Source organism: Fluviirhizobium alvei (assembly GCF_030551875.1).
In the GTDB taxonomy this organism is placed as follows: domain Bacteria; phylum Pseudomonadota; class Alphaproteobacteria; order Rhizobiales; family Rhizobiaceae; genus Rhizobium_E; species Rhizobium_E alvei.
Map to the genome: position 1 here is coordinate 117596 of NZ_JAUOZU010000012.1, position 26343 is coordinate 143938.

Sequence of the window (26343 nt, forward strand, 5' to 3'; positions counted from 1 at the left end):
TCCGAGTTCATTTAGGCAAGATCGGAGCCCCAAATCAATGGTGTTTTTTACTCAAAATTAAGAGAAGGCCATTGACTTTCGGTGCGACTTTCCAAGGTCGCATGCCCCAAAAAAAGAATCGCTTGTGAATCAAGGAGATTCGATTTTTTGCCTCATCGAAGGCGCTGTTCCCAAAAAAAATAAAAAATTCACTTGACTCTCCTTTGTGACAAACTGCCGCTACGGCAGCCACTGTCGCCAAAGGGCACCTCTCGCAACTAATTGAAATTGCAGTATTTTTTATGTCATCCTTAAATCTTGAAAAAGATTAAGAACTGAAAATATGTTAAAATTTTGAAGAAACGCAAAACGGCCCGGCGCGAACGCCAGGCCATTTTAAAAATTTCAAAACCTGATATCAGGCGCCGATCGACTTCACGCGAGAGGCAAGACGCGAGACTTTCCGCGATGCCGTGTTGCGGTGAAGAACGCCCTTGGTGGCAGCGCGCTGCAGTTCCGGCTGGGCCGCACGCAGAGCGGCTTCAGCTGCAGCCTTGTCGCCGGAAGCGATTGCTTCCTCGACCTTACGAACAAAGGTGCGAACACGCGAACGGCGCGCCTTGTTGACGGCGGTGCGGCGGGCGATCTTGCGGGTCGCTTTTTTCGCCGAAGTTGTATTGGCCATGTATGCCTCTCTATAAAAACCTTATCCAACCTGCCCCGTGCCGCTGCCCTCTGGCGGGCGGCCTCAATGCAGGGCAATGAGGGAGCGCACTGAAAAGCCGAAAGGCCCTTCGATCTGTGGGGCGCGTATAGCGCTTAAGCCGCCCGGCGTCAATCATCCGGATGAAAGATTCTGCAGCCGGAGCGCCCTGTAGCCCTGTCTCGCTCGCCTCCCTGCCAAGGCGAACGGTCCCATGGGGCAAAACCATCATTCCTGGCATGCGGCGCAAAAGAAAGTTGAACGACCCGACTGCGTGATCCGCTCGATTGTGCCCTTGCATCCCGGTGTTATGCAGGCAGCGCCTTCACGGTCATAGGCGCGAAACCGGTGTTGGAAATAGCCAAGCGAACCATCGGTCTGGATATGATCGCGGAGCGACGATCCGCCCGCCTCGATCGCCTCTTCGATAACGACGCGGATCTGGCGCGCCAGTTCCTCGAGCTTTGGGGATGAAGAGCCATTTTCGGCCACGAGGCTGGATGCAATCCGCAGCGGCGAAAGACCGCTGCGATGAAGTGCTTCGCAGACATAGATGTTTCCAAGCCCGGCAATCACGCTCTGGTCCAGCAGTGCCGACTTGAGGGGCTGGCGGCTGCGAGAGAGCCGTTCCGCCAGATAGTCGGCCGACAACGCGTTTCCGAGCGGTTCTGGCCCAAGTGCCGCAAATGCCGGATAACGATCGATCTCCGAGCTTCTGACAAGATCCATGAAGCCGAACCGCCTCGGATCGTTGTAGGTGATGCGGACGGGACCTTGCTGACCCGAGAGATGGAAAACCACATGATCGTGGGCAGCATCCTTTCCACGCGGATGATGGAACTGGCCTGGCACATCCTCATCGATACGGAAGGAGCCGGACATGCCGAGATGGGCGATGATGGTCGCGTCCCCTTCGAGTTCGATCAGAAGGTATTTTGCCCGCCGCCCCAACCGCTCGACCTTGCGCCCTTCGGCGACCTGACGGAGATCGGCAGGAAAGGGAAAACGCAGGTCCGCACGATTGAGCACCAGCGTCTCGATCTGCCGGCCCTGCATGAACGGTTCAAGGCCACGCCTGACCGTTTCGACCTCTGGCAATTCCGGCATTGCTGCTCCTGTTTTCCGTTTCGATCTGCCCTCATCAAAGCCGACCGAGACATTTTCCTTACAGACGTATATAGGCGCTTGGACTGCGGTTTCGAAAGAGCGTTCGAAAGATCCTCGGCCCATACTGCCCCTCCTGACCTCTCTTCTTATCTCCGTGATCACCATGACGAAAGCCGCAGCAGGCGTTACCATACTCCTCACCGCCTTCATCGCCACTTCCTATGGAATGGGGATCTATCTCTTCGGCACGCTTCTGCCGGATATGCGGACTGCGCTCGGCCTGACACCCAACGAAATCGGAGCAATTGCGGGGACGACACAGGCCGGGACCATCATCGCATCGCTGCTGGTCGGCTTCGTTTGGCCACGGATCGGGGCGAAAACGACCTTGCTTCTGGCGCAGGGCATCATAGCGGTGGCCATGGTCCTGACCGGCTTTGCGACTGCCGCCTGGCAGTTGATGGGGTTGCTATTCATCCTCGGCGCCATGGCAGCTTCAAGCTGGGTGGCGATGGTGCCCCTGGCCCAGACCATCATCCCGCCGCACCGGCAGGGGCTCGCGCTTGGTCTGATGGCAAGCGGCCTTGCCTACGGCGTGTTCCTTCTCGGGTTCCTGGCACCGCTTCTGATCGGCGCCTATGGTTGGCGCTCGGTCTGGATCGCCTGCGGCGCCCTTTCGGCCCTGCTTCTGGCGATCGGCCTCCTGACCTTCTCGCACCGCCCGGCAGCGCCGAAGGCAGAACCGCATGCGAGCGAACGGTCTTCCTCCGTCCTGACGACACCTGCCTTCCTGATCATCGCCCTGAACTTTCTGACCGGTCTGTCGTTCCACCCCTTCCAGACCTATCTGACGCTCCTGTTTCGCGACCTGCATCACTGGTCGATGCCGGCCGCGACTGCGCTATGGTCGGCGATCGGTCTCGGTGGCATGGTGGGAGGGCTGGTCTTCGGATTGCTCGCAGACCGCATCGGCGCCAAGCGCTCGCTGGTTCTCGCCTTTGCGGTTCTGCTCATGGCCAGCCTCATTACCTGGAAACTGCCGCTCGAACTGCCGGTCTATATATCCATGATCGGTTTCGGAATGGCCTATAATGCCATCTGGGGGCTGTTTGCCGCCTGGCTGTCGCGCGAGTTCTCTCCAAAGGCTGCCGCCGGCCTGATGGGATATACGCTGGTCAGCTCCGGCCTTGGCGCCACGTCCGGCAATTATCTCGGCGGCCTACTGACGGGCGTCACCAACGGCTACTGGCTTCTCTATATGTTAATCTGCCTGGCCGTAACGATCGCGCTGGCGATAACGATCCTATTGCCGCGCGACCGGACCGGGACGCCGCTTGCGACCGATCCGCATATGCCACCGGCCTGATCTTGCGCTCAGAGCGGATCGAAAGGATCCGAGAGCGCCGCTTCCGGACGGCTCACGGGATATTTCGTGGTCGAGACCTTGGCCGCCATGCGCTTGGCGCCATAGCGCTCGAGCAGAATCCGGTAGCTTTTGTGCATGCCGCCGTCGGAATAGGTATAGGCCGTCACGCTCGCGGGCATCGACATGAGTGGCATCTGCTGGCTGGACATCAAGGTTCCGGCCGGGCATTCACCCAACGGGCTTTCCGGCTCGCTGCCTTGAGGTAGATTCAAGGCATATTGTCCGGCGCAATAGCCGACGACGGGTTCGCGGCGTGTCCTTTCGAAGGCATCGTAACCCGCCTTCAGCGTGTACCAGAACTTCATGTTGGGATCGCCGGCGTGGCGACGCATGTTCGCCTCGGTCATGCGGAACGGGAAGGACTGAACCTGGAAGGATTTCTGGCCGCTCTGCAGCGCCTTGAGCACGACCGGATAGATCTCGCTCATGCCCTGGTCGGTCAAGGCATAGCAACCCGATGATGAGCAGGCGCCATGAACCATCAGCGCTTCGCCTGTATGGCCGAGCGCCTTCTCAAGCCGGTTCGGATAACCGAGATTGAAGGACAGGCAATATTGCGATTCCGGGTTCAGCTGGCCGAGGCTGACATTGTAGAAGCCTTCCGGAGCCTGGCGATCGCCATTCTTCACCTTCGGGCCGAGCTTTCCCGACCAGCGGCAGATCGGGTAGGTCTTGAACAGCGCATATTCGCCTGTCGGCTTGCGCTTCCAGATCTCGAGCTCGCTCTCCGCCTTGAAGATCCGTACGAGAACCGGATCGGTTTCCTTGAAGCCCTTGGCCTTGATCTGACGGGCAAGCGCAGGCGAAATCGTCGTCTCCGGTTCGATATCGAGCGCAGAAGAGGTGCAGCCTGCAACGACGCCGAGCGACAACAAGGCGATGGCAGACAGGAGCGGCCGCAATTTCAAGGCCCTGACAGCGGTTTTCATGGCTTCGGTACTCATACAAATCCTGGCAAGATGTTTTAAGCCCCGGTCGTTTCCATTTTGTTAAGAATAGCCGCGACCATGTTGATTCTATGAATATGTGGTGATGCTTGCCCGAAAATGCAGCCGCTGCGGCCTATTTGTCCCCGCGACCTTTTTGCGCAGTGCACATATGGCATCGCCCGAGCCAATCCGCTATTGTCGCGCCGCAAGACAGTTTGATGTTGGAGTAGAGACATGACAGCGACGCGCACCGGCGCCGATGGCGGAATGGAAACTTCCTATGGTTTCCGCGAAGTCGGACAGGGCGAGAAGCAGGCGCTCGTCAACGACGTGTTCCACAAGGTGGCCAAGCGCTACGACATCATGAACGACCTGATGTCGGCCGGGCTGCACCGTGCCTGGAAGAGTGCCATGGTCGCCGCGCTCAACCCCCGCAAGTCGCCCGATTACAGAATCCTGGATGTCGCTGGCGGGACCGGCGATGTGGCCTTCCGGATCATCGAAGCCTCCAACCGTCAGGCTCAGGCCACGGTGCTCGATATCAACGGCTCGATGCTTGCCGTCGGCGAGGACCGCGCGACGAAGAACGGATTGCGCCCCAACCTGACCTTCGTCGAGGCCAATGCGGAAGAACTGCCCTTCCCCGACAAGACGTTCGATGCCTATACGATCGCCTTCGGCATCCGCAACGTGCCGCGGATCGACAGGGCGCTTTCCGAGGCCTATCGCGTACTCAAGCGCGGCGGACGCCTGCTCGTGCTCGAATTTTCCGACGTGGACATGCCGGTTCTCGACAAGATCTATGAGGAATGGTCGTTCAAGGCCATTCCCCGGATCGGCAAGGCCGTGACCGGAGATGCCGAACCTTACCAGTATCTCGTTGAATCGATCCGGAAGTTTCCCAATCAGCGGGATTTTGCGGACATGATCCGCGACGCAGGTTTCGGCCGCGTGACCTGGACCAATTTTACCGGCGGCATTGCGGCGCTGCATTCCGGATGGAAGATCTGAGCGCATGAGCACCATCAGTGCCTATTATCGCCTGGTCAGGCTCGGCTGGGTCTTGGCTCGTGAAGGGGTGATTTCCGCCCTGCCGACCGAGGGAATGCCGCTGCCCGCCCGCATGGCTCAGGCAGCAGCCGGCCTTGTTGCCCGCAATCGTTCACGCGACCGGGCGCGATCGGACAATCTTGCCCGTGCTGTCGAGCGGCTTGGCCCCTCCTACGTCAAGATTGGCCAGTTTCTGGCAACGCGGCCCGACGTGGTGGGCGACGACTTCGCCGCCGACCTCGCCTTGCTGCAGGACCGGATGGCGACGTTCCCCAAGCCTCTGGCCGCGAGCCAGATCGAGGCTTCGCTGGGGCGCCGGGTTGATGACCTTTTTGTCGAGTTTGCCGATCCGATTGCAGCCGCATCCGTTGCGCAGGTGCATCCGGCTGAGGTGGCCTATGGAGACGAGATCCGCAAGATGGCCGTCAAGGTCATCCGGCCCGGTGTTCGCGAACGGTTTGCCCAGGATCTCGAGGCACAATATCTGATCTCGCATCTGCAGGAACGTTTCCACCCGCCGTCCCGCCGTCTGCGGCCGGTCGAAGTAACCCGCACGCTCGAGCAGACAACCCGGATCGAGATGGATCTGCGGCTCGAGGCGGCAGCGCTGTCGGAACTCGCCGAAAACACCAAGGAGGATCCCGGCTTTCGGGTGCCCAAGGTGGACTGGGAGCGGACCGGGCGCGATGTCGTGACCATGGAATGGATCGACGGCATCAAGATGTCGGATGTCGAAGGGTTGAAGGCCGCTGGCCATGACCTGCCGCAGCTCGCGCAGACCTTGATGCAATCCTTCCTTCGGCACACGCTGCGCGACGGTTTCTTCCATGCCGACATGCACCAGGGCAATCTCTTCGTCGATCCCCAGGGCACGATCGTTGCCGTCGACATGGGCATCGTCGGACGCCTGGGCAAGAAGGAACGGCGCTTTCTCGCCGAAATCCTGTTCGGCTTCATCACGCGCGATTATCGTCGCGTCTCGGATGTTCATTTCGAGGCCGGCTATGTGCCCGCCCATCATGACCGCGCCTCGTTCGCCCAGGCGATCCGCGCTATCGGCGAGCCGATCCACGGCCAGCCGGCCGACACGATCTCGATGGCGAAACTGCTGACATTGTTGTTCGAGGTCACCGAACTCTTCGACATGGAGACCAGGCCCGAGCTCATCATGCTGCAGAAGACCATGGTGGTGGTGGAGGGCGTATCGCGCTCGCTCGATCCGCATTTCAACATGTGGAAAGCATCCGAACCCGTTGTCGGCGGGTGGATTCGCGACAATCTCGGCCCCAAGCGCATTGCTGGCGATCTCAAGGACGGGTTGATGGCCGCACTCCGGCTGGCCGAAGCCATGCCCGATCTCGCCTCCAGAGCCGAAAAAATGTCTTATGAGATTTCGGCAATGGCTGAAAACGGCTTCCGTTTCGACGCCAGTACTGCCGAAGCAATCGGTCGTTCGGAGGCAAGACATTCGCGTTGGGGACGAGTTGCTCTCTGGGTCATTGCTGTCAGCTTGGTTTATATTGCCTTTCGCATCAGCGAATTTTGAAACAGATTCCTTATTTAGCTCTTGATCTTTGTCATAAACTGGATAATCGATCACTCACATTCAATGGAGTGATGACGATGCCAAGCATTCTGATGCTGCTTGGAAGGTTGCTTCTCTCGGCAATCTTTATTCAGGCCGGATTGTGGAAGTTGCAAAACGCCGATGTAGCAATCTCCTACTTTCAATCGGTAGGACTTCCATTTGCTAGCATCCTAGTCTGGCCTGTGATTTTTGTTGAATTGCTGGGCGGGATTGCCATTTTTTTGGGCTATCGGGTGATAATTGCAGCACCTATTCTTGCTGCCTTCACCCTATCCGCAGCACTGATCGGACATCACAACTTTGCGGATATTGTCGATTTTCAGGCTTTCATGAAGGATCTCGCCATCGCAGGTGGGCTCTTGTATGTTGCGGCCAATGGGACCGGGCTGATTTCGCTCGATGCACGACGGGGCGTCTGAGGTTTGAAGACAGAACCCTAAAGGCCCCTGCCCGTCCGTTTCGCATGTTCGCGAATGGTATTGATCATGATCGTCAGCGACAGGTTGGGTACGGCATCGGCGCGCAACGTCAGGCCAACGGCACCTCTGGTTTCGGACGTGTCGATATCGAGGGTGGCGAGTTGCCCGGTCGCGAGGTCATTGGCGATGACACCGCGTGAAATGATCCATATCGCATCGTTGCGCGCGAGATAGGCGCGGCCGAAACTGTCCGATACCGTCTCGATGACATTGGCGAGATCCGGGATGCCATTGGTCACCAAGAGCCGGTCCACGAACGGCCGGATGATGGAGGCTGCCGTCGGCATCAGCACCGTATACGCCGTGAGTTCACTGAGCGAAAACTGGCGGCGACCGCGCAGCGGATGATCCGGCCGGACAGCAAAGACGACCTCTTCCGAATAAAGCGGCTCGAAATGCAGGCCGGTCATGCGCTCGGGTGCGGCCAGGCGCCCAACGACGAGATCGAGATCGCCGGTGCGGAGCGCATCGAGAAGCCAGCGGTTTTCTCCCGTCGCAATGGTCACGGGACTGCCTGTGCCGGCCTGCATGAACTCTGCCACCGCATCGGGCATGAAACTCGCCGATGCGGTGGGCAAGGCGCCGATCCGGATCGGTGGGCCCATCGAGTTGCGCGCCTGCGCGATCGATTCGACGCCACGCCTGATGGCCGCAATGCTCTCGCCCGCATGGCGTAGAAACACCTCTCCGAACCGGGTAATGCGGATGCCGCGCCCATCCTTCTCGAACAGTTCGGCGCCGAGGATTTCCTCCAGCTCGCGGATCGTGCGGGTTACTGCCGGCTGGGTGACCGAAAGCACGTCAGCCGCCTTGCCCACGCTTTTCTGTCGCGCAACCTCTATAAGAGTCTGCAGGTGTCGGAACTTGATTCGATGATCCAATGCATAATCTCTTGGTTATGTGTTTGGTCGTAAATATCATTATACCGAACGAAATTCATCCGTTATTCAAAGATCAGGAAGAGGATCACGCCATGGCTTTCGCCAAGATCAACGGCAATGTGCTGCATTACGAATATCTGACGGAATCGCCCAAGGCGCCGGTTCTGGTGCTCATCAATTCGCTCGGAACCGATTTCCGGATCTGGCTGCCGCTGATCGATGAACTGACCGAAGATTGGTCGATCCTGCTCTATGACAAGCGCGGCCATGGACTGTCCGATGTCGGTGCAGCTCCCTATACGATCGAGGACCATGCTGACGATCTTATCGCGCTCATGGCACATGTCGGCATCAGGAAGGCCAATATCTGCGGGCTTTCGGTCGGCGGGTTGATCACCCAGGGCGTCTACAAGAAGCGGCCGGATCTCGTCGAAAAGATCATCCTGTGCGACACCGCCCACAAGATCGGCACACCGGACATGTGGAACGGCCGCATCGAGGCGATTGCCGCCAATGGCATCGAGCCGATGGCCGACGCAGTTCTGGAACGCTGGTTCACCAGAGACTTCCGCGACAAGCGCGCGATCGATCTCGTCGGATATCGCAACATGCTCATCCGACAGCCGGTGGCCGGTTACAACGGAACCTGCGCCGCCATTCGCGATGCCGATTTCACCGATCTCGTTCGCAGCATCAAGGTACCGACGCTTTGCATCGTCGGTGACCAGGACGGCTCGACGCCGCCGGATCTTGTCCGCTCGACATCCGAGCTCATTCCCGATGCGGAATTCGAGATCATCGAGGGATGCGGCCACATTCCCTGTGTCGAACAGCCCGAGGCGCTTGCCGAACTGCTGACCGATTTCATTTCCGAAGGATAAGAGGCACCATGTCGAGCAAAGATCAGCCCAGCGACCGCTTCCTTCAGGGCATGGAGACGCGCCGATCCGTGCTCGGCAACAAGCATGTCGACAATGCCGAGAAGAACAAGACCCCGTTCGACGAGCCCTTTCAGACGCTGATCACCGAGTCGGCCTGGGGTCATGTCTGGTCGCGGCCCAACTGGACCAAGCGCGAGCGTTCGATGGTAACGATCGCGCTTCTGGCGGCACTCGGCCATTATGACGAAGTCGCCATGCATGTACGCGCCACGGCCAACACCGGCGCGACCAAGGAAGACCTGCGCGAAGCCATGCTGCATGTGGCGATCTATGCCGGTGTTCCGGCCGCCAACCATGCCATCAAGATCATAAAAAATGTGCTGGAAGAGATGGAAGCAACCGCTTAACCCTAGGAGGAAGGACCATGAAAAACACGATGCCTGAGACAGGCGCGTTTTTCGCTCGGGATCGCCAATGGCACCCGCCAGCCTATACGGAAATCTACAAGACATCCGTGACCCGCTCGCCGCAACGCGCCCTTCTGTCGTTCGAAGGCACCAAGAGCGAAATCACAGGCCCGGTCTTCGGCCACAACATGCTCAACGAGCTCGATAACGACCTGATCATGAACTATGCCAAGCCGGGCGAAATGCCGATCGGCCAGCGCATTCTCGTGCATGGCCGCGTGCTCGATGAACGGGGCCGCGGTGTGCCCAACACGCTGGTGGAATTCTGGCAGGCCAATGCCGGCGGGCGCTATCGCCACAAGAAGGAAACCTATCTTGCCGCGATCGACCCGAATTTCGGCGGCGTCGGCCGGACCATCACCGACGAGGATGGCTATTACTGGTTCAAGACCATCAAGCCCGGCCCCTATCCGTGGATGAACTGGGTCAATGACTGGCGTCCGGCACACATCCATTTCTCGGTGTTCGGCCATGGCTTCGGTCAGCGCCTGATCACCCAGATGTATTTCGAAGGCGATCCGCTGATCTGGAAATGTCCGATCGTCAAGACGATCCCGTCCGAAGAGGCGATCAACCAGCTCATCGCGCCGCTCGATCTCAACGCGACCATTCCAATGGATATGCGCGCCTACAAGTTCGATATCGTTCTGCGCGGCCGCCGCTCGACCCTGTTCGAAAACCGCAAGGAGGGCAACTGATATGGTACAGTCTCTCGGTTACCTGAAGGAAACCCCTTCCCAGACCGCCGGCCCCTACGTGCATATCGGCTGCACGCCGAATTTTACCGGCATCCACGGCATCTTCGACAAGGATCTCGGCTCGGGTCCGCTCACCAATGACAAGACCAAGGGCGAGCGCATCACCATTCGCGGCCATGTCTATGACGGCACCGGCACGCCGCTCAAGGATGCGCTGGTGGAAATCTGGCAGGCGGATGCGGACGGATTGTTCCCCAGCCCGACCGAAACGCGCGGCAAGGCCGATCCGAACTTCACCGGCTGGGCCCGTTGCCCGGGCGACATGGATACCGGCGAATTCGTGTTCGAGACGATCAAGCCGGGCCGCACGCCTTTCCGCGATCGCGATCCGCGCCTGCAGGCTCCGCACATCACCTTCTGGGTGGTGGCACGCGGCATCAATATCGGTCTGCATACCCGCATGTATTTCTCCGACGAGGAGAAGGCCAACAGCGAAGACCCGATCCTCAACATGATCGAACTGAAGGTGCGCGTGCCGACCCTGATCGGCCGTCGGGATGGAGACACGATCCATTTCGACATCCACCTGCAGGGCGACAAGGAAACGATCTTCTTCGACATGTAAAAACCGGTGGCGCCCTTCGGGGCGCCGCTCAACTCAGCATCGACGCCAGTTCCCTGCTGACCTTTCCAAGCGCCGGCAGGTAGCGTTCGACAAGGACAGACGGCGGTTCTACCCCCACCGACAATCCGACATTCAAGGCTGCAACCACCTGCTGGCGCGCATTGCGCAACGGCACTGCGATCGAACGCAACCCGATTTCCACCTCCTGATCAATGATGGCATAGCCGTCATTCCGTACCGTTGCGAGCACAGCCATCAGCGCATCGATATCGGTCACCGTACGCTCCGTCCGCTTTTCAAGGGACGAGGCTTCGAACAGCCGTCTGGCCTCCGCCGGATCCAATGCCGCGAGCAGGACCCGACCCATCGAAGTGCAGTAGGCGGGCAGGCGCGAGCCGGGCATCAGCGCTATCGACATGACACGGCGCTGGGCGGCGCGGGCGACATAGACGATCTCGGTCTCATCGAGGATCGACACGCTCGTGCTTTCGCCGATCTCCTGGCTGAGACGATCGAGCACCGGCTGGACGATGCGTGGTAGCGGCATGGCAGCGAGACAGCCGGTGCCGAGCCGCAGCACGCGCGGCGTCAGCGTGAAGAACTTGCCGTCGTAATCGGCATAGCCTGATTCCGACAGCGTCAGCAGACAACGGCGGGTCGTTGCGCGGTCGAGATCCGTTATCTCGGCTGCTTCCGAGATCGACAGGCGCGGCCGCTCGGCGCTGAAGGCTTCGATAACCTTCAGACCCTTGAGCAGGCCTCCCATGACATCGCGTTCCTTGACCGTCATTCTCGCCTCATTTTGTGCGATATTCGAACAAAGTTCATATAACGCACAAAACCATTGCCGTCGAGCCAATTCCTGCTTAGGCTTTCCACCATCGCCGGATTGCATTTGCACGCATCCGGAACGGAGGATCTGATGGACAAGACGATTGCAAGCCTCAAGGAGGCGGTCGCCGATATCGGTGATGGCGCCACCGTGATGATCGGTGGCTTCGGTGGCTCAGGCGCCCCGATCGAACTCATTCATGCTCTGATCGACAAGGGCCCCAAGGGGCTCACCGTCATCAACAACAATGCGGGCAACGGCCGTATCGGTATCGCGGCGATGATCGATGCCGGCATGATCAAGAAAATGATCTGCTCGTTTCCGCGCTCGTCGGATCCGCGGGCTTTCACCGACCGCTATCTCGCTGGCGAAATCGAGCTGGAACTGGTGCCGCAGGGGACGCTTGCCGAACGTATCCGTGCCGGTGGCGCGGGCATTCCGGCCTTCTATACACCGACCGCCTATGGCACCGAGCTCGCCAATGGCAAGGTGATCGCCGAATTCGAAGGCCGGTCCTATGTACAGGAGCGCTGGCTCAAGGCCGATTTCGCCATCGTGAAGGCCCATGTCGGGGATACGCACGGCAACCTCACCTACAACAAGGCCGGCCGCAACTTCAATCCGCTGATGTGCATGGCCGCAGCCCGGACGATTGCCCAGGTTTCCACCATCGTGCCGGCGGGCGGCATCGATCCCGAACAGGTCATCACGCCCGGCATCTTTGTCAATGGCGTGGTGGAAGTGAAGAATCCGCAACAGGAAGAAGAGCTCATTCGAGCCGGGGTGGCCTACGCATGACCGTCAACACACGCGAAGACATCAAGCTTTCCAACGCCCAGATCGCCTGGCGCGCAGCCCAGGACATTCAGGATGGCGCCTATGTCAATCTCGGCATCGGGTTCCCGGAAATGGTCGCCAAGTTCCAGCCGCCGGGCCGCGAGGCGATTTTCCATACCGAGAACGGCATTCTCAACTTCGGCGAACCGCCAGCGCCGGGGGAGGAAGACTGGGACCTGATCAATGCCGGCAAGAAGGCCGTGACCTTGAAGCCGGGGGCTGCGTTCTTCCACCATGCCGACAGCTTTGCCATGGTGCGCGGTGGCCATCTCGACGTCGCCATTCTCGGCGCCTACCAGGTCGCACAGAACGGTGACCTCGCCAACTGGCGCGTCGGCTCCAAGGGCGTTCCCGCCGTTGGCGGCGCGATGGACCTTGTACATGGCGCCAAGCAGGTCGTCGTCATTACCGAACATGTGACCAAGGATGGCAAGCCCAAGCTGGTCGATCAATGCACCTTCCCGCTGACCGGCGTCGGCTGCATCACCCGCGTTTATACGAGCCATGCCGTGATCGATATCGTCGATGGCCGTTTCGTCGTCCGCGAGAAGCTGGCCGACATGACGATGGACGAATTGCAGGCCATGACCGGCGCCCCCTTGCATGTCGATGGTCCCGTTGCCGATCTCGTCGTGCCGAAACTCTGAGGAAACATCATGTCTGAAGCCTATATCTGCGCCTATGTGCGCACGCCGATCGGCCGTTTCGGCGGTTCGCTCTCTGCCGTGCGTGCCGATGATCTCGGCGCCATTCCGCTGAAGGCGCTTGCCGAGGCCCATCCCTCGCTCGACCTTGAAGCGATCGATGACGTCATCTTCGGCTGCGCCAACCAGGCGGGCGAAGACAACCGCTCGGTTGCCCGCATGTCGCTGCTGCTCGCCGGCTATCCGGTCAAGGTCACCGGCACAACCATCAACCGCCTCTGCGGATCCGGCATGGATGCCATCATCACGGCTGCCCGTTCCATCAAGGCCGGCGAAGCCGAACTGGTGATCGCCGGTGGCGTCGAGAGCATGAGCCGGGCTCCTTTCGTCATGGGCAAGGCGGACAGCGCCTTCTCGCGGTCGATGGAACTGCAGGACACGACGATCGGCTGGCGCTTCATCAATCCGCTGATGAAGAAGCAGTATGGCGTCGATTCGATGCCGGAAACCGCCGAAAATGTCGCTGACGATTACAAGGTCAATCGCGAGGACCAGGATGCCTTTGCCCTGCGTTCGCAGGCGAAAGCTGCCGAAGCACAGGCCAACGGGCGTCTCGGCAAGGAAATCACGCCGGTGACGATTCCCCAGCGCAAGGGCGATCCGATCGTCGTCGACAAGGATGAACATCCGCGTGCCACGACCATGGAAGCGCTCGGCAAGCTGAAGCCGATCGTTCGCGCCGACGGCACCATTACCGCCGGCAACGCTTCTGGCGTCAATGATGGCGCGGCTGCCCTCATCATCGCTTCGGAAGCGGCTGCGAAGAAATATGGTCTGACCCCGATCGCCCGCATTCTCGGCGGTGCCACCGCCGGCGTGCCGCCGCGCATCATGGGCATCGGCCCGGCACCCGCAACGGCAAAGCTTCTTGCCCGGCTTGGGCTGAAGCAGGAACAGCTCGACGTGATCGAACTCAACGAGGCCTTTGCCAGCCAGGGGCTTGCTACGCTTCGCGAGCTCGGCATCGCTGATGACGATTCCCGCGTCAATCCGAATGGCGGCGCCATCGCACTCGGCCATCCACTGGGCATGTCGGGCGCCCGTATTACCGGCACGGCGGCCTTGCAACTTGCGCTGACTGGCGGCAAGTATTCGATCTCCACCATGTGCATTGGCGTCGGCCAGGGCATCGCCGTGGGTCTCGAACGGGTGTGACATGACGGAATTGCTTGCCGGGTTCCTCGGCCCATTGCTGATCGATGATGAAACGGCCCGGATGATCGGCACCGATGCCGATATCCGCGCTATGCGCGAATTCGAAATCGCGCTGGCAATCAGCGAAGCGGAACATGGGCTGATTTCGGAACAGGCGGCAAACCGGATTGCGGAAGCCGGCGCGAATTTCGCGCCGGACCGCAGCCAGCTGGCGATCGGCGCCCTGCGCGATGGCGTGGTGCCGGCCGATTTCGTCAAGCAGATGCGTGCCCATATCGGGGCGCCTGCGAGCGACAGCCTGCATTTCGGCGCCACCTCGCAGGATGTGATCGACACGGCGCTGGCACTGAAGCTCAAGCCGCTGTTTGATCTTTACGAGACGCGCCTCGCGGCGATCTCGAAATGGCTCGGCAGTCTTCTTGCCAATTTCGGGGATCGTGACCTGATGGGTCGAACCCGCATGCAGGCGGCGATCCCGATATCGGTGGCCAACCGGCTTGCCGTCTGGAAGGGGTTGGTCGACCGCGCGCAGGACGATCTGCCGATGATCCGCGAGCGCGTTCTCGTCGTCAGCCTCGCCGGCGCCGCCGGCAGTTCCGAGAAGTTCGGCGACAGAATCAATGCCGTCCGGATTTCGCTTGCCCGGCGTCTTGGCCTTGGCGTGCCAACCTATGTGCCGCATGCCGCGCGCGACCGGATTGCCGATCTCGGCAACTGGCTGTCGAAGGTTACGGGTGCTTTCGGCAAGATCGGCCAGGACGTGGCCCTGATGGCCCAGAACGAAATGGCCGAAATCGCTCTATCGGGCGGCGGCGGCTCCTCGGCCATGGCGCACAAGCAGAACCCGGTGCGTGCCGAGGTGCTGGTGGCGCTGGCGCGGTTCAACGCGGTCCAGCTTTCCGGCCTTCACCAATCGCTTGTTCACGAGCAAGAACGGTCAGGCGCCGCCTGGACGCTGGAATGGATGATCCTGCCGCAGATGTTGAATGCCACCGGCATTTCGCTTGTTCATGCCGATGCCATGCTGGCCTCGATCAAGAGAATCGGTGGCTATCAGTAACGCGCATCCTCAAGGCCACAAAAAGCATCGACCGGGCTAGATAAATTGAACGGTTTGCGACCCATCATGCACTCGACCACCGCCTCCTGCACGCTGTCCATCGTCGAATAGGCATTGATATAGGCCGGCACCCGCGGCGCATCATAGAGATAATAGGGATGGCCAAAGGAGATGATCGCCGTCGGGATCGACGTCCAGGTTCTCAGCATGGTGCGATAGAGCCCGCCGCCGCCAAGCTTGTGCCAATCGAGAAAGATATGGCTACGCACCAGGAGCGATTCGTCTCCAAGTGCATAGAGCACCAGGTCGAAATCGTCGGGCGATGGCTTGATCTCGGCGTTATCAACGGTGATTTCGAAGCCTTCCTTGCGCAAGAGATCCGGCAACACGAATTTCATCGGAACAGAAATCAGTGGGTGGTTAATCCCGCCATCGACGAACAGGATCCGCCGGTGTTTGACCGGATCGAGCGGAAACAGGCCCTTGACATCCTTCACCAGTGTCGGCGAACGGGCGATGATGGCCCTGGAGGTTGCGGCACTCTCTGCCGCGGCCAGAACCGTCTTCGCCTCCGCCGCTGGCGGCAGGACATCCGATTTCGAAAACAAACCAAGCTTGGCCTTGAGCGCCAGAACCCGCACCACAGCTTCTTCGAGCCGGGCCTCCGTGATCTGACCGGAGAGGACGGCCGCCTTCACCGCAGCCATGTCTTCTTCCGGTGTATTGGAAAACAGCACGACATCGCAGCCGGCGGCGATAATCTCCGGCTTGGTGACGAGATGATGATCCCAAGCACCTAGACCCGCCATGTCGGATGCGTCCGAGACAATGATGCCGTTGAAGCCGAGCTCCTCGCGCAAGAGCGTCGTGGTCAGGAGCTTCGAAACGGAGGCGGGGCGAAAGGCCTCGAGCCCGGCATTGGCCATTTTTGAACGGATATAGGCGGGAAAGGCGATATGGGCGCTCATAACCGACATCACGCCGGCTGCGAACATAGTCTTGTAGAGACGCCCGAATGTCGCCATCCATTCGTCAATCGACAGAGGATTGATGGTGGTGACCAGATGCTGGTCGCGATCATCAAAGCCTTCGCCCGGCCAATGCTTGACCGTAGCGGCTACACCATTGGCCTGCAAGCCGGCGATATGCGCCAGCGCATGGCGCTCGATACGCTCGACATCAGAGCCGAAGGCACGGGTACCAACGATCGCCGAGCGGAAGGCGGCATTGATGTCGATGACCGGCGTAAACGACCAGGTCACGCCCATGGCCCTGCCTTCGCGCGCCAGAATCGCCGAGGAGGCGCGCGTCGCCTCGACATCATCGACGGCGGCGAGGCCGAGCTGACCGAGTACCGGGGTACCGAAGGCAAAAGAATGGCGGCTACCCTCAAGATCGGCAGTGATGATAAGCGGCACCGGATTGGCCTCGATCATGTCCTCGAGAACAGCGCGTTCATAGTCGAGATCAGCTGTGTAGAAGCGCGTCACGCCGCCCGGGCTGAGCCGTTTTATGCGGTCAAATTCTTCCTGATCCTTTCCCATCATAAGCAGAACGAAGATCTGACCAATCTTCTCATCCAGTGACAGGCCAGTAAACGTTCGGCGAACCCAGGTGATGGCCTTTTCATCGAGATTGAACGGTGTATTTGCGAGGCTGTCATAGATCGACATGGCTCAATCCTCCCGAGTGATTGCAATACCGATAACCTTGTCGGTTTAAGCTTTCATCGGTTTGCGATCGCCTGTCAACGCCTGAGCAATCAAACGAGTCGGGTGATATGATTGTCCCAGGCGAGCGGCATCGACTTGCTGCCAAAGTTACCGTTTTCCGTCGACCGCAGGAAGGATTTTCCCTCCGGCACCAGACCGCAGACGCCAGCAATCTTTTCCCGAAAGGCAAGCTGGCCGTTCTCCACATGGAAGGCCGCCCACTGCCCACCCTTGGGCGAGGAGACCGCAACCAGACCATTTTCCCGGTTGACCATCACCGAACCAATGTAATTGTCAAAGCCATCGAGCACATCTTCGGGCATTTTGAGGAACGAGAAGGCCTCACCACGGCGGAACCGCCCCAGCAGCTGGGGGCGACGGTCACGCGCACCTTCAAACTGGCAGCCGAACCAGATGGCACCCTTCGCATCGATATCCATATGGCGGGTCGACAATTGCCTGATCTCTTCAGGCAGGGTCTGCTTTTCAACCAGTTGGCCCTGTGCGAGATCGACGATGACGAGCGATGGCTCCATATGGTCGAGATTGAGCTTGGCGCGACCCTGGTCGGGATGCTGCTTGATGCCACCATTGGCGATCGCCATATAGCGGCCACCTTCGATGATCTGGATATCGTGCGTATCCATGCCGTGGGCGGGAAATTCGCCGACCTTGCGGAAATCCGCACGTGCATCGTAAAGGCCGATCATGCCGGCATAATTGTCGAAGTCGTTCTCGGCGATATAGAGCAGCTTGCCATCGGGCGAGAAGGCGCCATGGCCGAAGAAATGGCGGTCTTCGGCCGCCTCGATCAGCTTCACGGTCTCGCCGGAGACAGTGTCAAACACCAGTGCGAAGGTGCCGGGCCGGCGTGCGAATGCCACCGCTCGCCGCGAGACCGGATCAAAAGTGACATCATGGCCACGATCGGGCAGATCGATGCGGGCAATCTCGTCGCCGGTCTCGGACAGAAGCGCGACGCCATAGCTTTCCTGCGGCGTCATGAAGGCCGCCGCGAAGATTGCCTCCGTGCGCTCGAGCGCGAAAGCGGCGGGCGGAAGAAGCTGGGTGGCAAAGCTGGCTCCCGCGGCCTTGAGAAAGGACCGCTTGCTGATCGGAGCGATGAGCCGCATCTCAGTCGCCATCCGCAAAGGAGAAGCCGGCGCCGAGGCCGATCGTGCCTGCGACATCCTTGTCGATGCGGGCGATGGCATCCTTGAGGGTGAATTCGATGAATTCCAGCCGTTTCTGATAGGCCTTGTCATCCAAAGCCTCCCGCGAGGGTGGAATGAGCTTTTCGACCGCCTGACGCGCCGTCTTGTAGTCGAACTCCACTGCATCGGCGAGCGAACCGGCGTCTTCGCCCAGAAGCGAGCGCATGTCGCTGACTTTCCAGAGATCATCGAGCCCGGCGAGATTGGCGGCGATGACCGGCATCGTGTTTGCCGATCGCCAGTACAGCGCAGCCTTAGGCAGGGTCTTGCCATTCTTGCCCTTGTAGAAGGCCTTGATCCGCTGGTCGCGCACATATTCGACGCCATGGACATGGACGCCGATGAGCGCGGCAATTGCTTCAGCATGATCGCGATAGAGCGCGTTGGCCGGACCGGGCTGTTTCCAGTCCTTCTGGACGCCCTCGGGTTCGGACCAGATCCGGTCGAGATCGGCGGCAATCGTCTCGACATTGCGGGCGATCGCCAGGCCATAACGGCAATGGAAGCTGTTCTTCTTCGCGATCAGCCCTTCAGGGTAGAAACCGAAAAACAGAAACTCGAAGGCGCCCAGCCCCTGGATCGCAACGCTCTTGGTGGCGAGTTTGGCCGGATCCGTCGCATCATCATCGGGCTTGGCCAGAAGCGCCTGCACCTGCTTCATGCCGATCGACTTGCGGTCGGGATAAAACAGGACCCGCTCGAAACGGTTCTTCTCAAGCACCGGGCCCAGGCGGACGATCTCGATCCGGGCCCAGTCCTTGGCCGTTTTCGTGAAAGCATCCTGAACCCTGGACAGTTGGGCTGCATCGGGATCGGCACACAATTTGCCGGTTTCCGCTGCGAGCGTCGCTGCCGATGCATGAAACTGAGCATATCCCGGCTTGATGAACTGATCGACGGCCTTTTCCATCACCTTCCCTGCAACCGCCTCATCGAGTGCGAAAGACGGGACGGCGGTCCCCAGCACAAGCAGGATGGCAGCCAGCGCGGAATGAATTCTCATCACAGGGACTCCAGAAAACGGATCAAGTTTGCGCGTTCTTCAGCCTGAAGGTTGGCGAAAGCATGTCGTGCGGCGGCAGCCTCACCGCCATGCCAGAGAATGGCCTCCTCGAGGCTGCGCGCCCTTCCATCATGAAGATAGAATTCTGCGCCGCTGACGACCTTCGTCAGTCCGATACCCCAGAGCGGCGGCGTACGCCACTCATTTCCGGTGGCAAGACCGACGACCTGACCATCGGCCAGGCCCTCACCCATGTCATGCAGCAGAAAATCCGAATAGGGCCAGATCAACTGATAGCGAAGAGCCTTGTCGGTTACGCTCTTGCTGGTAACGAACTTGGGCTGATGGCAGGCGACACAGCCGCTTTGATAGAAGGCCTGCTTACCAGCGAGCACATCCGGCGAGCCAGATTTGCGGCGAGCGGGAACGGCCAGATGTCTCGAATAGAAGGTCACGAGCGACAGAACAGGATCAGGAGCTTCTGAGGGACCAAGCCGGGCCTGTTCGCCGGAGGGAGCCGCCATACAATCGGGCTGCAGTGCCGTACAGTCACCGGAATTTGCCGGCAGGATCGGGGTGGAAATACCGATATCCCCGAGGAAGGCGTGGGCCGACTGCGCCTCGATGGTCGCTTGCTCGGCCTTCCAGCCAAACCGGCCGATCGCGGGTTGACCCGAAAGATCCCGCGTTCGCTGCAGCTTGCCGGAGATGCCATCGCCATTTTTGTCTTCGGTATCGGCCAATGCCTGCAGATCCTCGTCGGCGATCGCCTCGATCAGTCCGAGACCGATCATGGCCGGCGCCATGCGCGGCGAGACGGTCGCGTCGGCCTCCAGCGGGCCGTAGCGCAGGTCAATAGCCTGATAGTGCGGCTTCCGCAGCGTTACCGTCGTACCATCCGGATACCGGAACGGCTCATCCTCGTAACGGATCTGCATCCGGCCTTCCGGGGCAAAGCCGGCAATCGCCTTGTCCTGCAACTGGCCGCCATAGATCCGGTCGGGAAAGTTAAGGACCTTTGCGTCCTTGATGGCCTGGCGTTCCTCCGCGTCGCGCGGTGCCCTTGCGAGACGAAGGAACATTGAGGTCGCATCCTCGGCGCCCTCCGGCGGATGGCCGCGCCCGTCATTGCGGTGGCAGGCCTCGCAGGAGCGGGCATTGTAGAAGGGCCCGAGCCCATCCGATGCCTGCGTCGATGACGGAGCCGGGACCCAGATCTTGCGGAAAAGCGCGTTGCCCAGCCGAAAATCGAAAACGGCCGCTTCGGGGAGATTGGCGGAGAAATAGGAGAAGGCCTGCCGATCCGGCGTCTCGATGCTGGTGGCGGCACCCGCCTGCATTGCCTCGAACGGTTCTGCCTTGGAAAAATCGACGGCGGGCGCGATCACGCGCTCAACCTTCTGCCGTTCTTCCGGGGTCAGGTCGTCCCGCTCGCCGAGACCGTCCGCAAGGGCTGGCCCGGCAAGTAGGCCTGACAAGAGCCCGGCTAGGCCGATGGCCAAGCCGGGCACGATTTTCTTTTTCATCGATCGCATATGCGGTGGAGGCCCGACAGAGACCAGACCTCCCCCTCGTTTATTGGAACACCGCGTTAGGATTATCGAGGCTGTCAGAACCTTCAAGCTCGATTTTGCCGAGACCCAGCGCCGAAATGACGCGCTCGATCGATTTGGTCTGGCCAACCAGCCCGTCGATCGCGGCCTGCACCGTCGCATTGCCGTCCTTGTTGCCGTCGCCGATCATCTGGTCATAGGCCTCGACCGTTTCGCCGCGCTTGGCCATCGCCTGCATGGCCGAAAGGGTCGTGTCGAGCTTGGCATTCATTTCCTTGTCGAGAGCGGCGTCCTTTTCCGCAACGAGCTGGGAAAGGGAAGGACCTTCGATCTTGGTACCATCGACGCGGACATAGCTGCCGCGATAGACACCGGCGATGCCGACCGCATCGTTGAGATGCGAATTGTAAGTGTTGTCGGAGAAGCAATCATGCTCCTCTTCCGGATCATGCAGAAGCAGGCCGAGCTTCATGCGTTCGCCCGCCAGTTCGCCATAGGAGAGCGAACCCATGCCGGTGAGCATCACAGCCAGCGCCTTCTGCGGCTCGGCAGTGAGCACGGCCTTGGCTGCCTCGCCTTCCGGTGCCCAGGCATTGGCCATGTAGGTCAGATCCGACACGAGCAAGGTGGATGCCGCTTTCAGGTAATCGGCGCGGCGATCGCAGTTGCCATTAGTGCAATTGGCCTTGTCGAAATCGGTATAGGGCCGGTTGCCGGCGCCAGGACCGGTTCCATTGAGATCCTGACCCCAGAGCAGAAACTCGATGGCGTGATAGCCAGTAGCGACGTTGGATTCGGTTTCGCCAGCCTCCTGCAGCGTTTCCGACAGCAGTTCCGGCGTGATCTTCGAAGCGTCGATCTCCTTGCCGCCAATCGAGAATTTCGGATTGGCGATGACGTTGAGCACATACTGCTCGTTTTCGTCGCTTTCGCTGCCATAGCTCTTGTCGACATAGTCGATCAGGCCCTCATCGAGCGGCCAGGCATTCACCTTGCCTTCCCAATCGTCAACGATCGGATTGCCGAAGCGATAGGCTTCCGTCTGCTGGTAAGGGACGCGAGCCTTGATCCAGGCTTCGCGGGCGGCTTTGAGTGTGGCGTCCGACGGGCTCGCGATAAGCGCATCAATTGCCTTGTCGAGCGCCTTGGCCGTGATCAGCGCATCCTCGTACTTGGCATGTCCGATCTCGACATAGGTCTTGACGACAGAAACCGGATCGGTTGTTGCGGATGCAAAACCCGCTGACGACAGCACGGTTGCAGTTGCGAACAGGAAGGCCAGGCTTGCGCGGCGGCTTCTGGTCATGACAGTCCCCTTTCAGACAAATGGTTCGGCGTGTCATGACTCAGAATGAAACTGGTGTCAAACTATCCAGTTTGTCGCACCGCGTGGCTACCCTCAGTCCCTGCGGCGAAGAAGTGCAAAATAGAAGCCATCCGTATCAGTCGAAGCCGGCGACAGGGTCAGGGAGAGGCCGTCAGGGCTGTAAGGCGTTGCGGCCTTTTCGCCGAACAGGCGCTTCCAGCCATCGAGAGCGGAAACCAGTTCGAACTCCGGATTTTTTGCACGGAAATCGGCAATCTGTCCCTGGTTTTCACCCGGCAGGACCGAACAGGTAATATAGGTCAAAAAGCCGCCGGGCCGGACATAGCGGCTCGCCTTGGCAAGCGCATCCGCCTGCTGGCCGATCCGCTCCTCGAGATTCTTTTGCGTCAGCCGCCATTTCGTATCGGGGCGACGACGCCAGGTGCCGGTGCCGGTGCAGGGGGCATCGACGACCACACGGTCGCATTTGCCGGCGAGATTGGCGAGTTGTTTCTCATGCTCGTGAACCTGCACATTGCGGGTGCCTGCGCGCTTCAGTCTCTCAATGATCGGTGCGAGCCGCTTGCGATCGGCATCGAAGGCGTGGACCTGTCCCTTGTTGTGCATGGTGGCGGCCAGCGCCAACGTTTTGCCGCCACCGCCGGCGCAATAATCGAGAATCTGTTCGCCATCCTCGGCCAGGACCAGATCTGCAACCAGTTGCGATCCCTCGTCCTGAACCTCGAACCAGCCTTTCTGGAACGAAAGCTCGGCCGTGACATTCGGCAAACGCGATGGACCTTCCCCGGAGGGAATGCGAATGCCCTGCCGCGCCAGCGCCGATGGCTGGGCACCCTGATCCGCAAGCGCCGCGAGAACCTTGTCGCGGTTGGCCTTGAGCGTATTTGCTCTCAGATCGAGCGATGGCCGCAGGGCAAGCGCCTGTGCCTCGCGGAGCCAATTGCCACCAAAATTCGCGACGAAATGCGGCACGATCCAATCGGGCACATCGCCCTGCACATGGTCGGGCGCATCCGCAAGCCGACGTGTTGCAAAGGCCTCGGCCATTTCTTCGGGCAGCGGCGCCGGCGCAAAGCGGTCGCCATCAAGCTCGGCGGCCAACTGGTCCGGGCTCATTCCCCACTGCCTGAACATCACCGCATAGCCAAGAGCCAGAGGATCGGCACTGTCCATCAGCCAGGTATGGGACAGTTTGAGCCGCAGCGCATCATAGACGATATTGCCGACCGCGCTCCGATCACCGGAGCCGGCGAAACGATGCGACAGGCCCCAGTCCTTCAGGGCATCGGCCACCGGCCGACGCCGTGCTTCGATATCACCCAGAACTTCGATCGCTGCGGAAAGCCGCCCGCCCAGTCGCATACATCTTCTCCATCAATCTGGATGGCGTCGTAACCGCGATTGGGCTCGAGGGCAAGGCTTTCAGGCGTTCCAATTCAGCTGACGATCTGGAAACAGACCTTTGCGGTTCCCGAACGTACCATGCCGATCTGATGGGCGGCTGCACGGGACAGGTCGAGAACGCGGCCCCGGATGAATGGCCCGCGATCATTGATGCGGACGATCACACTGCGGCCGTTGTTGCGGTTGGTGACCTTCACCTTGGTGCCGAACCTGAGCGAGCGATGCGCGGCCGTCAGCGTGGACGGGTTCATACGTTCGCCAGAGGCGGTTCGTGAGTGGAGCGCATACCAGGACGCCCCGCCACAACCCGCCGACGCCTCAGCCTGATCATTCAACACAAGCGACGAGGTCGCGATGGCTGCAGCGGCAATTGCCATTCGGGATAGTTTTCTCAATAGGGCACCTTCACCAGTGGTTTTTTCTGTCTGGTGGGGTTCTAGGGCGAAAAATGGCAAAATCTTGCCTTAAACGATCACGCGATATTACATTCATTAATGTAACATGATCTTAAGGCCGTGAATCCTACTGCAACTTGTGGTATTTTTTGTTTTGGAATCAGGAAGTAAGCACCAACGTTCGGTCACGCGAAATTATTCGGTCGCCAATCACAAAAAATGCGAATATTTTTCTCTTAACTTTTCATTTACCGGCCATTTTTGCGGAATCTACCCCGCAAATCCGAGGAATTTATTCCCCTTTATCTCCATCGACCCCGCGCCAGGCCTTTTCTTCCCACATCTGGCGAATGGATTTTTCATAGTCCGGATAGTCAAATTCGAAGCCGAGATCGCGCAGTTTCCTGTTCGAAACACGCTTGTTTTCACCATAGAAGGAGCGAGCCATCGGGCTGAGATCGGCCGTTTCGAAGGCAATATCGGGCGGAACCGGAACACCCATGAGGCGCGCCGCAAACTCCACCACATCCTGGGAGGGTGACGGGTGACTGTCGGTCACATTATAGATGCCTCCCATATTCCGCTCGATCAGGAAGGAGGTCGCCCGCCCGATATCCTCGCAGCGAATGCGATTGAAGACCTGATCCTTCTTGACGATCCGGCGCGCCGTTCCCTTCTCGAGATTGAGGAGCGGGTTGCGACCCGGACCATAGATGCCCGACAGGCGCAGGACGGCGACGGGAATTCCAGCGGCAGCGCCCCGCGCCAGCCAATCCTGTTCGGCATCGACACGCTCGCGCGAGCGTCGTGACAGGGGTGTCGGTTCGGACGTTTCATCGGTCCAGGCGCCATCGCGATTGCCATAGACGCCGATTGTCGAGAGGTAGCCGACCCATTTCAGCTTCGGCATGACGGACCGCAGATCCGAGATCAGCCTGAGGAACGGATCACCATCTTCCCGCGGCGCGATCGACTGGACCAGATGGGTGGTTTCCCCGAGAACTGCCTTGAGTTCCGGCGTGATGACCAGCCCGTCGAATTCGAAAGGCTCCAGCCCGGCTGCGGCTAGGGTCGGAAACTTTGCCTGGCTGCGGGTCGTGCCTGCGATCCGCGAGAAGCCCGGAGCGCAGATACGGCCAATGGCCTTGCCGGAAAAGCCGGCACCCAGGATGGTCAAGGTCATGCACTCACTCCACATCTCGTCCATTCGGCGATCACATCCGGATCGCTCTCATTTAACAACAAACGCCTCTCAGAAGAGAGTGCCGTTTCACCACCCAGTCGCCACACGGCCCATGCAGCCATGCCGCGCACCTCACCCGAAGGATCCGTCAGGAGCTGACGACAGCGCTCCAGGAGGCGGATATCGCCGGAATTTCCGGCTGCGATCAGGCAGTTCCGCACAAACCGGTTCCGCCCGATCCGCTTTACCGGCGAACCGGAAAAGAACGACCGAAAACCGGCATCGTCGAGCTGCAACAGGTCCGCAAGCTGAGGCGACTGAAGGTCAACGCGCGCCTTCAGCTTCAGTTCCCGCGCCGCCTGGGCAAACTTGTTCCAGGGGCAGGCTGCGAGACAATCATCGCAGCCATAGATGCGGTTTCCCATCAGAAGGCGCATGTCGGGCGCAATCGTCCCTTTGTGCTCGATCGTCAGATAGGAAATGCACCGCCGCGCATCAATGCGGTAGGGCGCGGGAAAGGCGCTGGTCGGGCAGGAATCGAGGCAGGCCCGGCAGGAACCGCAATGATCGGTTTCGGCCTCGTCAAAATCGAGAATGGCCGTAGTGAAGATCGAGCCGAGAAAGAGCCAGGAGCCAAACTGGCGGCTGACGAGGTTCGTATGTTTACCCTGCCAGCCGAGACCGGCGTTTGCGGCAAGCGGTTTCTCCATCACCGGCGCGGTATCGACGAACACCTTGATCTCCTCGCCGCAGCGGGCTGCAAAACGCCCCCCGATCTCCTTCAACTTGCCCTTGATGATGTCATGATAGTCGCGGTTCTGCGCATAGACAGAAATGGCGCCCTGCGATTTCCGCGCCAGGATGTCTCGCGGATCGCTTTCCGGGCCATAATTCATCCCCAGCATGATGACGGAGCGAACATCCGGCCAGAGTGCACGCGGACTCGATCGCCGGTCGAGCGTCTCCTGCATCCAGGACATAGTGCCGTGATGACCATTGGCGACATAGCGCGCCAGATCGAGTCCCGGCTGCGGTCCGAGATCGGAAGAGGTGATGCGGCAGAGATCGAAGCCCGCCTCTGAGGCGCACTGTTTGACGAACCCGGTCAGTCTCGAGACTTTATCCTCCGACGTCGACCGTTCTCCCGCCAT

26 protein-coding genes are annotated in these 26343 nt (G+C 59.8%); 12 read left to right on the plus strand and 14 right to left on the minus strand.

Annotation, left to right across the window (positions count from 1 at the left end):
• Positions 1-397: 397 nt before the first annotated feature.
• Both rpsT and mutM read right to left on the minus strand, forming a co-directional pair.
• Positions 398-664 carry a 30S ribosomal protein S20 gene (rpsT, locus tag Q4481_RS16520; protein ID WP_304377504.1) on the minus strand — a complete coding sequence of 89 codons (267 nt, stop codon included), beginning with the start codon at positions 662-664 and terminating at the stop codon, positions 398-400.
• A gap of 246 nt (positions 665-910) precedes the next feature.
• The gene (gene mutM / locus Q4481_RS16525) at positions 911-1789 is read right to left on the minus strand and encodes a bifunctional DNA-formamidopyrimidine glycosylase/DNA-(apurinic or apyrimidinic site) lyase (protein ID WP_304377505.1); all 879 of its coding nucleotides are present in this window, start codon (positions 1787-1789) and stop codon (positions 911-913) included.
• A 163-nt stretch (positions 1790-1952) separates the two neighbouring features.
• Here mutM and Q4481_RS16530 point away from each other — a divergent pair, with 163 nt between their 5' ends.
• Positions 1953-3155 (plus strand): MFS transporter, encoded by a 1203-nt coding sequence (locus Q4481_RS16530; RefSeq protein ID WP_304377506.1) that lies wholly within the window; start codon positions 1953-1955, stop codon positions 3153-3155.
• A gap of 8 nt (positions 3156-3163) precedes the next feature.
• Here the strand turns inward: Q4481_RS16530 and Q4481_RS16535 are convergent, their stop codons facing one another.
• Positions 3164-4159 (minus strand): L,D-transpeptidase family protein, encoded by a 996-nt coding sequence (locus Q4481_RS16535; protein ID WP_304377507.1) that lies wholly within the window; start codon positions 4157-4159, stop codon positions 3164-3166.
• Positions 4160-4378: 219 nt separating this feature from the next.
• On the opposite strand from Q4481_RS16535, the gene ubiE reads away from it, so the two are divergent.
• From ubiE to Q4481_RS16550, 3 genes are all read left to right on the plus strand, one after another.
• Entirely contained in the window at positions 4379-5155 is a 777-nt protein-coding gene (gene ubiE, locus Q4481_RS16540; RefSeq protein ID WP_304377508.1) for a bifunctional demethylmenaquinone methyltransferase/2-methoxy-6-polyprenyl-1,4-benzoquinol methylase UbiE, read from the plus strand.
• Between the two features lie 4 nt (positions 5156-5159).
• Positions 5160-6740: a 2-polyprenylphenol 6-hydroxylase gene (gene ubiB, locus Q4481_RS16545; RefSeq protein WP_304377509.1), complete on the plus strand. Its 1581-nt coding sequence runs from the start codon at positions 5160-5162 to the stop codon at positions 6738-6740.
• Positions 6741-6817: 77 nt separating this feature from the next.
• Positions 6818-7201: a DoxX family protein gene (locus Q4481_RS16550; protein ID WP_304377510.1), complete on the plus strand. Its 384-nt coding sequence runs from the start codon at positions 6818-6820 to the stop codon at positions 7199-7201.
• 17 nt (positions 7202-7218) lie between these two features.
• Here Q4481_RS16550 and pcaQ read toward each other — a convergent pair whose 3' ends face one another.
• Positions 7219-8142 (minus strand): pca operon transcription factor PcaQ, encoded by a 924-nt coding sequence (pcaQ, locus tag Q4481_RS16555; protein ID WP_304377511.1) that lies wholly within the window; start codon positions 8140-8142, stop codon positions 7219-7221.
• A gap of 92 nt (positions 8143-8234) precedes the next feature.
• Here pcaQ and pcaD point away from each other — a divergent pair, with 92 nt between their 5' ends.
• From pcaD to pcaG, 4 genes are read left to right on the plus strand one after another with little or no spacing between them, the layout of a single operon-like run.
• A complete protein-coding gene (pcaD, locus tag Q4481_RS16560) occupies positions 8235-9023 on the plus strand; it encodes a 3-oxoadipate enol-lactonase (RefSeq protein WP_304377512.1) in 789 nt (262 codons plus the stop codon).
• 8 nt (positions 9024-9031) lie between these two features.
• Positions 9032-9430, plus strand: coding sequence for a 4-carboxymuconolactone decarboxylase (pcaC, locus tag Q4481_RS16565; RefSeq protein WP_304377513.1), 399 nt, complete (start codon positions 9032-9034; stop codon positions 9428-9430).
• A 17-nt stretch (positions 9431-9447) separates the two neighbouring features.
• On the plus strand, positions 9448-10188 hold the full coding sequence (pcaH, locus tag Q4481_RS16570) for a protocatechuate 3,4-dioxygenase subunit beta (RefSeq protein ID WP_304377514.1): 741 nt from the start codon (positions 9448-9450) through the stop codon (positions 10186-10188).
• Position 10189: 1 nt separating this feature from the next.
• On the plus strand, positions 10190-10813 hold the full coding sequence (gene pcaG, locus Q4481_RS16575; RefSeq protein ID WP_304377515.1) for a protocatechuate 3,4-dioxygenase subunit alpha: 624 nt from the start codon (positions 10190-10192) through the stop codon (positions 10811-10813).
• Between the two features lie 28 nt (positions 10814-10841).
• On the opposite strand, the gene Q4481_RS16580 is transcribed toward pcaG, so the two are convergent.
• Entirely contained in the window at positions 10842-11603 is a 762-nt protein-coding gene (locus Q4481_RS16580; RefSeq protein ID WP_304377516.1) for an IclR family transcriptional regulator, read from the minus strand.
• A gap of 132 nt (positions 11604-11735) precedes the next feature.
• On the opposite strand from Q4481_RS16580, the gene Q4481_RS16585 reads away from it, so the two are divergent.
• Genes Q4481_RS16585 through Q4481_RS16600 form a run of 4 tightly spaced genes read left to right on the plus strand, consistent with a single transcriptional unit; the run spans position 11736 to position 15401 of the window.
• The gene (locus Q4481_RS16585; RefSeq protein WP_304377517.1) at positions 11736-12443 is read left to right on the plus strand and encodes a 3-oxoacid CoA-transferase subunit A; all 708 of its coding nucleotides are present in this window, start codon (positions 11736-11738) and stop codon (positions 12441-12443) included.
• Positions 12440-13129 carry a CoA transferase subunit B gene (locus Q4481_RS16590; RefSeq protein WP_304377518.1) on the plus strand — a complete coding sequence of 230 codons (690 nt, stop codon included), beginning with the start codon at positions 12440-12442 and terminating at the stop codon, positions 13127-13129. The genes Q4481_RS16585 and Q4481_RS16590 overlap by 4 nt, the downstream gene beginning before the upstream one ends.
• A gap of 9 nt (positions 13130-13138) precedes the next feature.
• On the plus strand, positions 13139-14341 hold the full coding sequence (gene pcaF / locus Q4481_RS16595) for a 3-oxoadipyl-CoA thiolase (protein ID WP_304377519.1): 1203 nt from the start codon (positions 13139-13141) through the stop codon (positions 14339-14341).
• 1 nt (position 14342) lies between these two features.
• Entirely contained in the window at positions 14343-15401 is a 1059-nt protein-coding gene (locus Q4481_RS16600; protein WP_304377520.1) for a 3-carboxy-cis,cis-muconate cycloisomerase, read from the plus strand.
• On the opposite strand, the gene Q4481_RS16605 is transcribed toward Q4481_RS16600, so the two are convergent.
• The 9 genes from Q4481_RS16605 to queG form a co-directional block, all read right to left on the minus strand.
• Positions 15395-17074: a glycoside hydrolase family 3 protein gene (locus Q4481_RS16605; protein ID WP_304377521.1), complete on the minus strand. Its 1680-nt coding sequence runs from the start codon at positions 17072-17074 to the stop codon at positions 15395-15397. The two genes, Q4481_RS16600 and Q4481_RS16605, sit on opposite strands and share 7 nt — an antisense overlap.
• 89 nt (positions 17075-17163) lie before the next feature.
• Entirely contained in the window at positions 17164-18246 is a 1083-nt protein-coding gene (locus Q4481_RS16610; RefSeq protein WP_304377522.1) for a DUF1513 domain-containing protein, read from the minus strand.
• A 1-nt stretch (position 18247) separates the two neighbouring features.
• A complete protein-coding gene (locus tag Q4481_RS16615; RefSeq protein WP_304377523.1) occupies positions 18248-19330 on the minus strand; it encodes an imelysin family protein in 1083 nt (360 codons plus the stop codon).
• On the minus strand, positions 19330-20856 hold the full coding sequence (locus Q4481_RS16620) for a di-heme oxidoreductase family protein (RefSeq protein WP_304377524.1): 1527 nt from the start codon (positions 20854-20856) through the stop codon (positions 19330-19332). The genes Q4481_RS16615 and Q4481_RS16620 overlap by 1 nt, the downstream gene beginning before the upstream one ends.
• Before the next feature lie 49 nt (positions 20857-20905).
• Positions 20906-22189 (minus strand): imelysin family protein, encoded by a 1284-nt coding sequence (locus Q4481_RS16625; RefSeq protein WP_304377525.1) that lies wholly within the window; start codon positions 22187-22189, stop codon positions 20906-20908.
• Between the two features lie 93 nt (positions 22190-22282).
• The gene (locus Q4481_RS16630) at positions 22283-23572 is read right to left on the minus strand and encodes an RsmB/NOP family class I SAM-dependent RNA methyltransferase (RefSeq protein WP_304377526.1); all 1290 of its coding nucleotides are present in this window, start codon (positions 23570-23572) and stop codon (positions 22283-22285) included.
• 74 nt (positions 23573-23646) lie between these two features.
• Positions 23647-23991: a septal ring lytic transglycosylase RlpA family protein gene (locus tag Q4481_RS16635; RefSeq protein WP_377352793.1), complete on the minus strand. Its 345-nt coding sequence runs from the start codon at positions 23989-23991 to the stop codon at positions 23647-23649.
• Positions 23992-24301: 310 nt separating this feature from the next.
• On the minus strand, positions 24302-25192 hold the full coding sequence (locus tag Q4481_RS16640) for an SDR family oxidoreductase (protein ID WP_304377528.1): 891 nt from the start codon (positions 25190-25192) through the stop codon (positions 24302-24304).
• Entirely contained in the window at positions 25189-26343 is a 1155-nt protein-coding gene (gene queG, locus Q4481_RS16645) for a tRNA epoxyqueuosine(34) reductase QueG (RefSeq protein ID WP_304377529.1), read from the minus strand. The genes Q4481_RS16640 and queG overlap by 4 nt, the downstream gene beginning before the upstream one ends.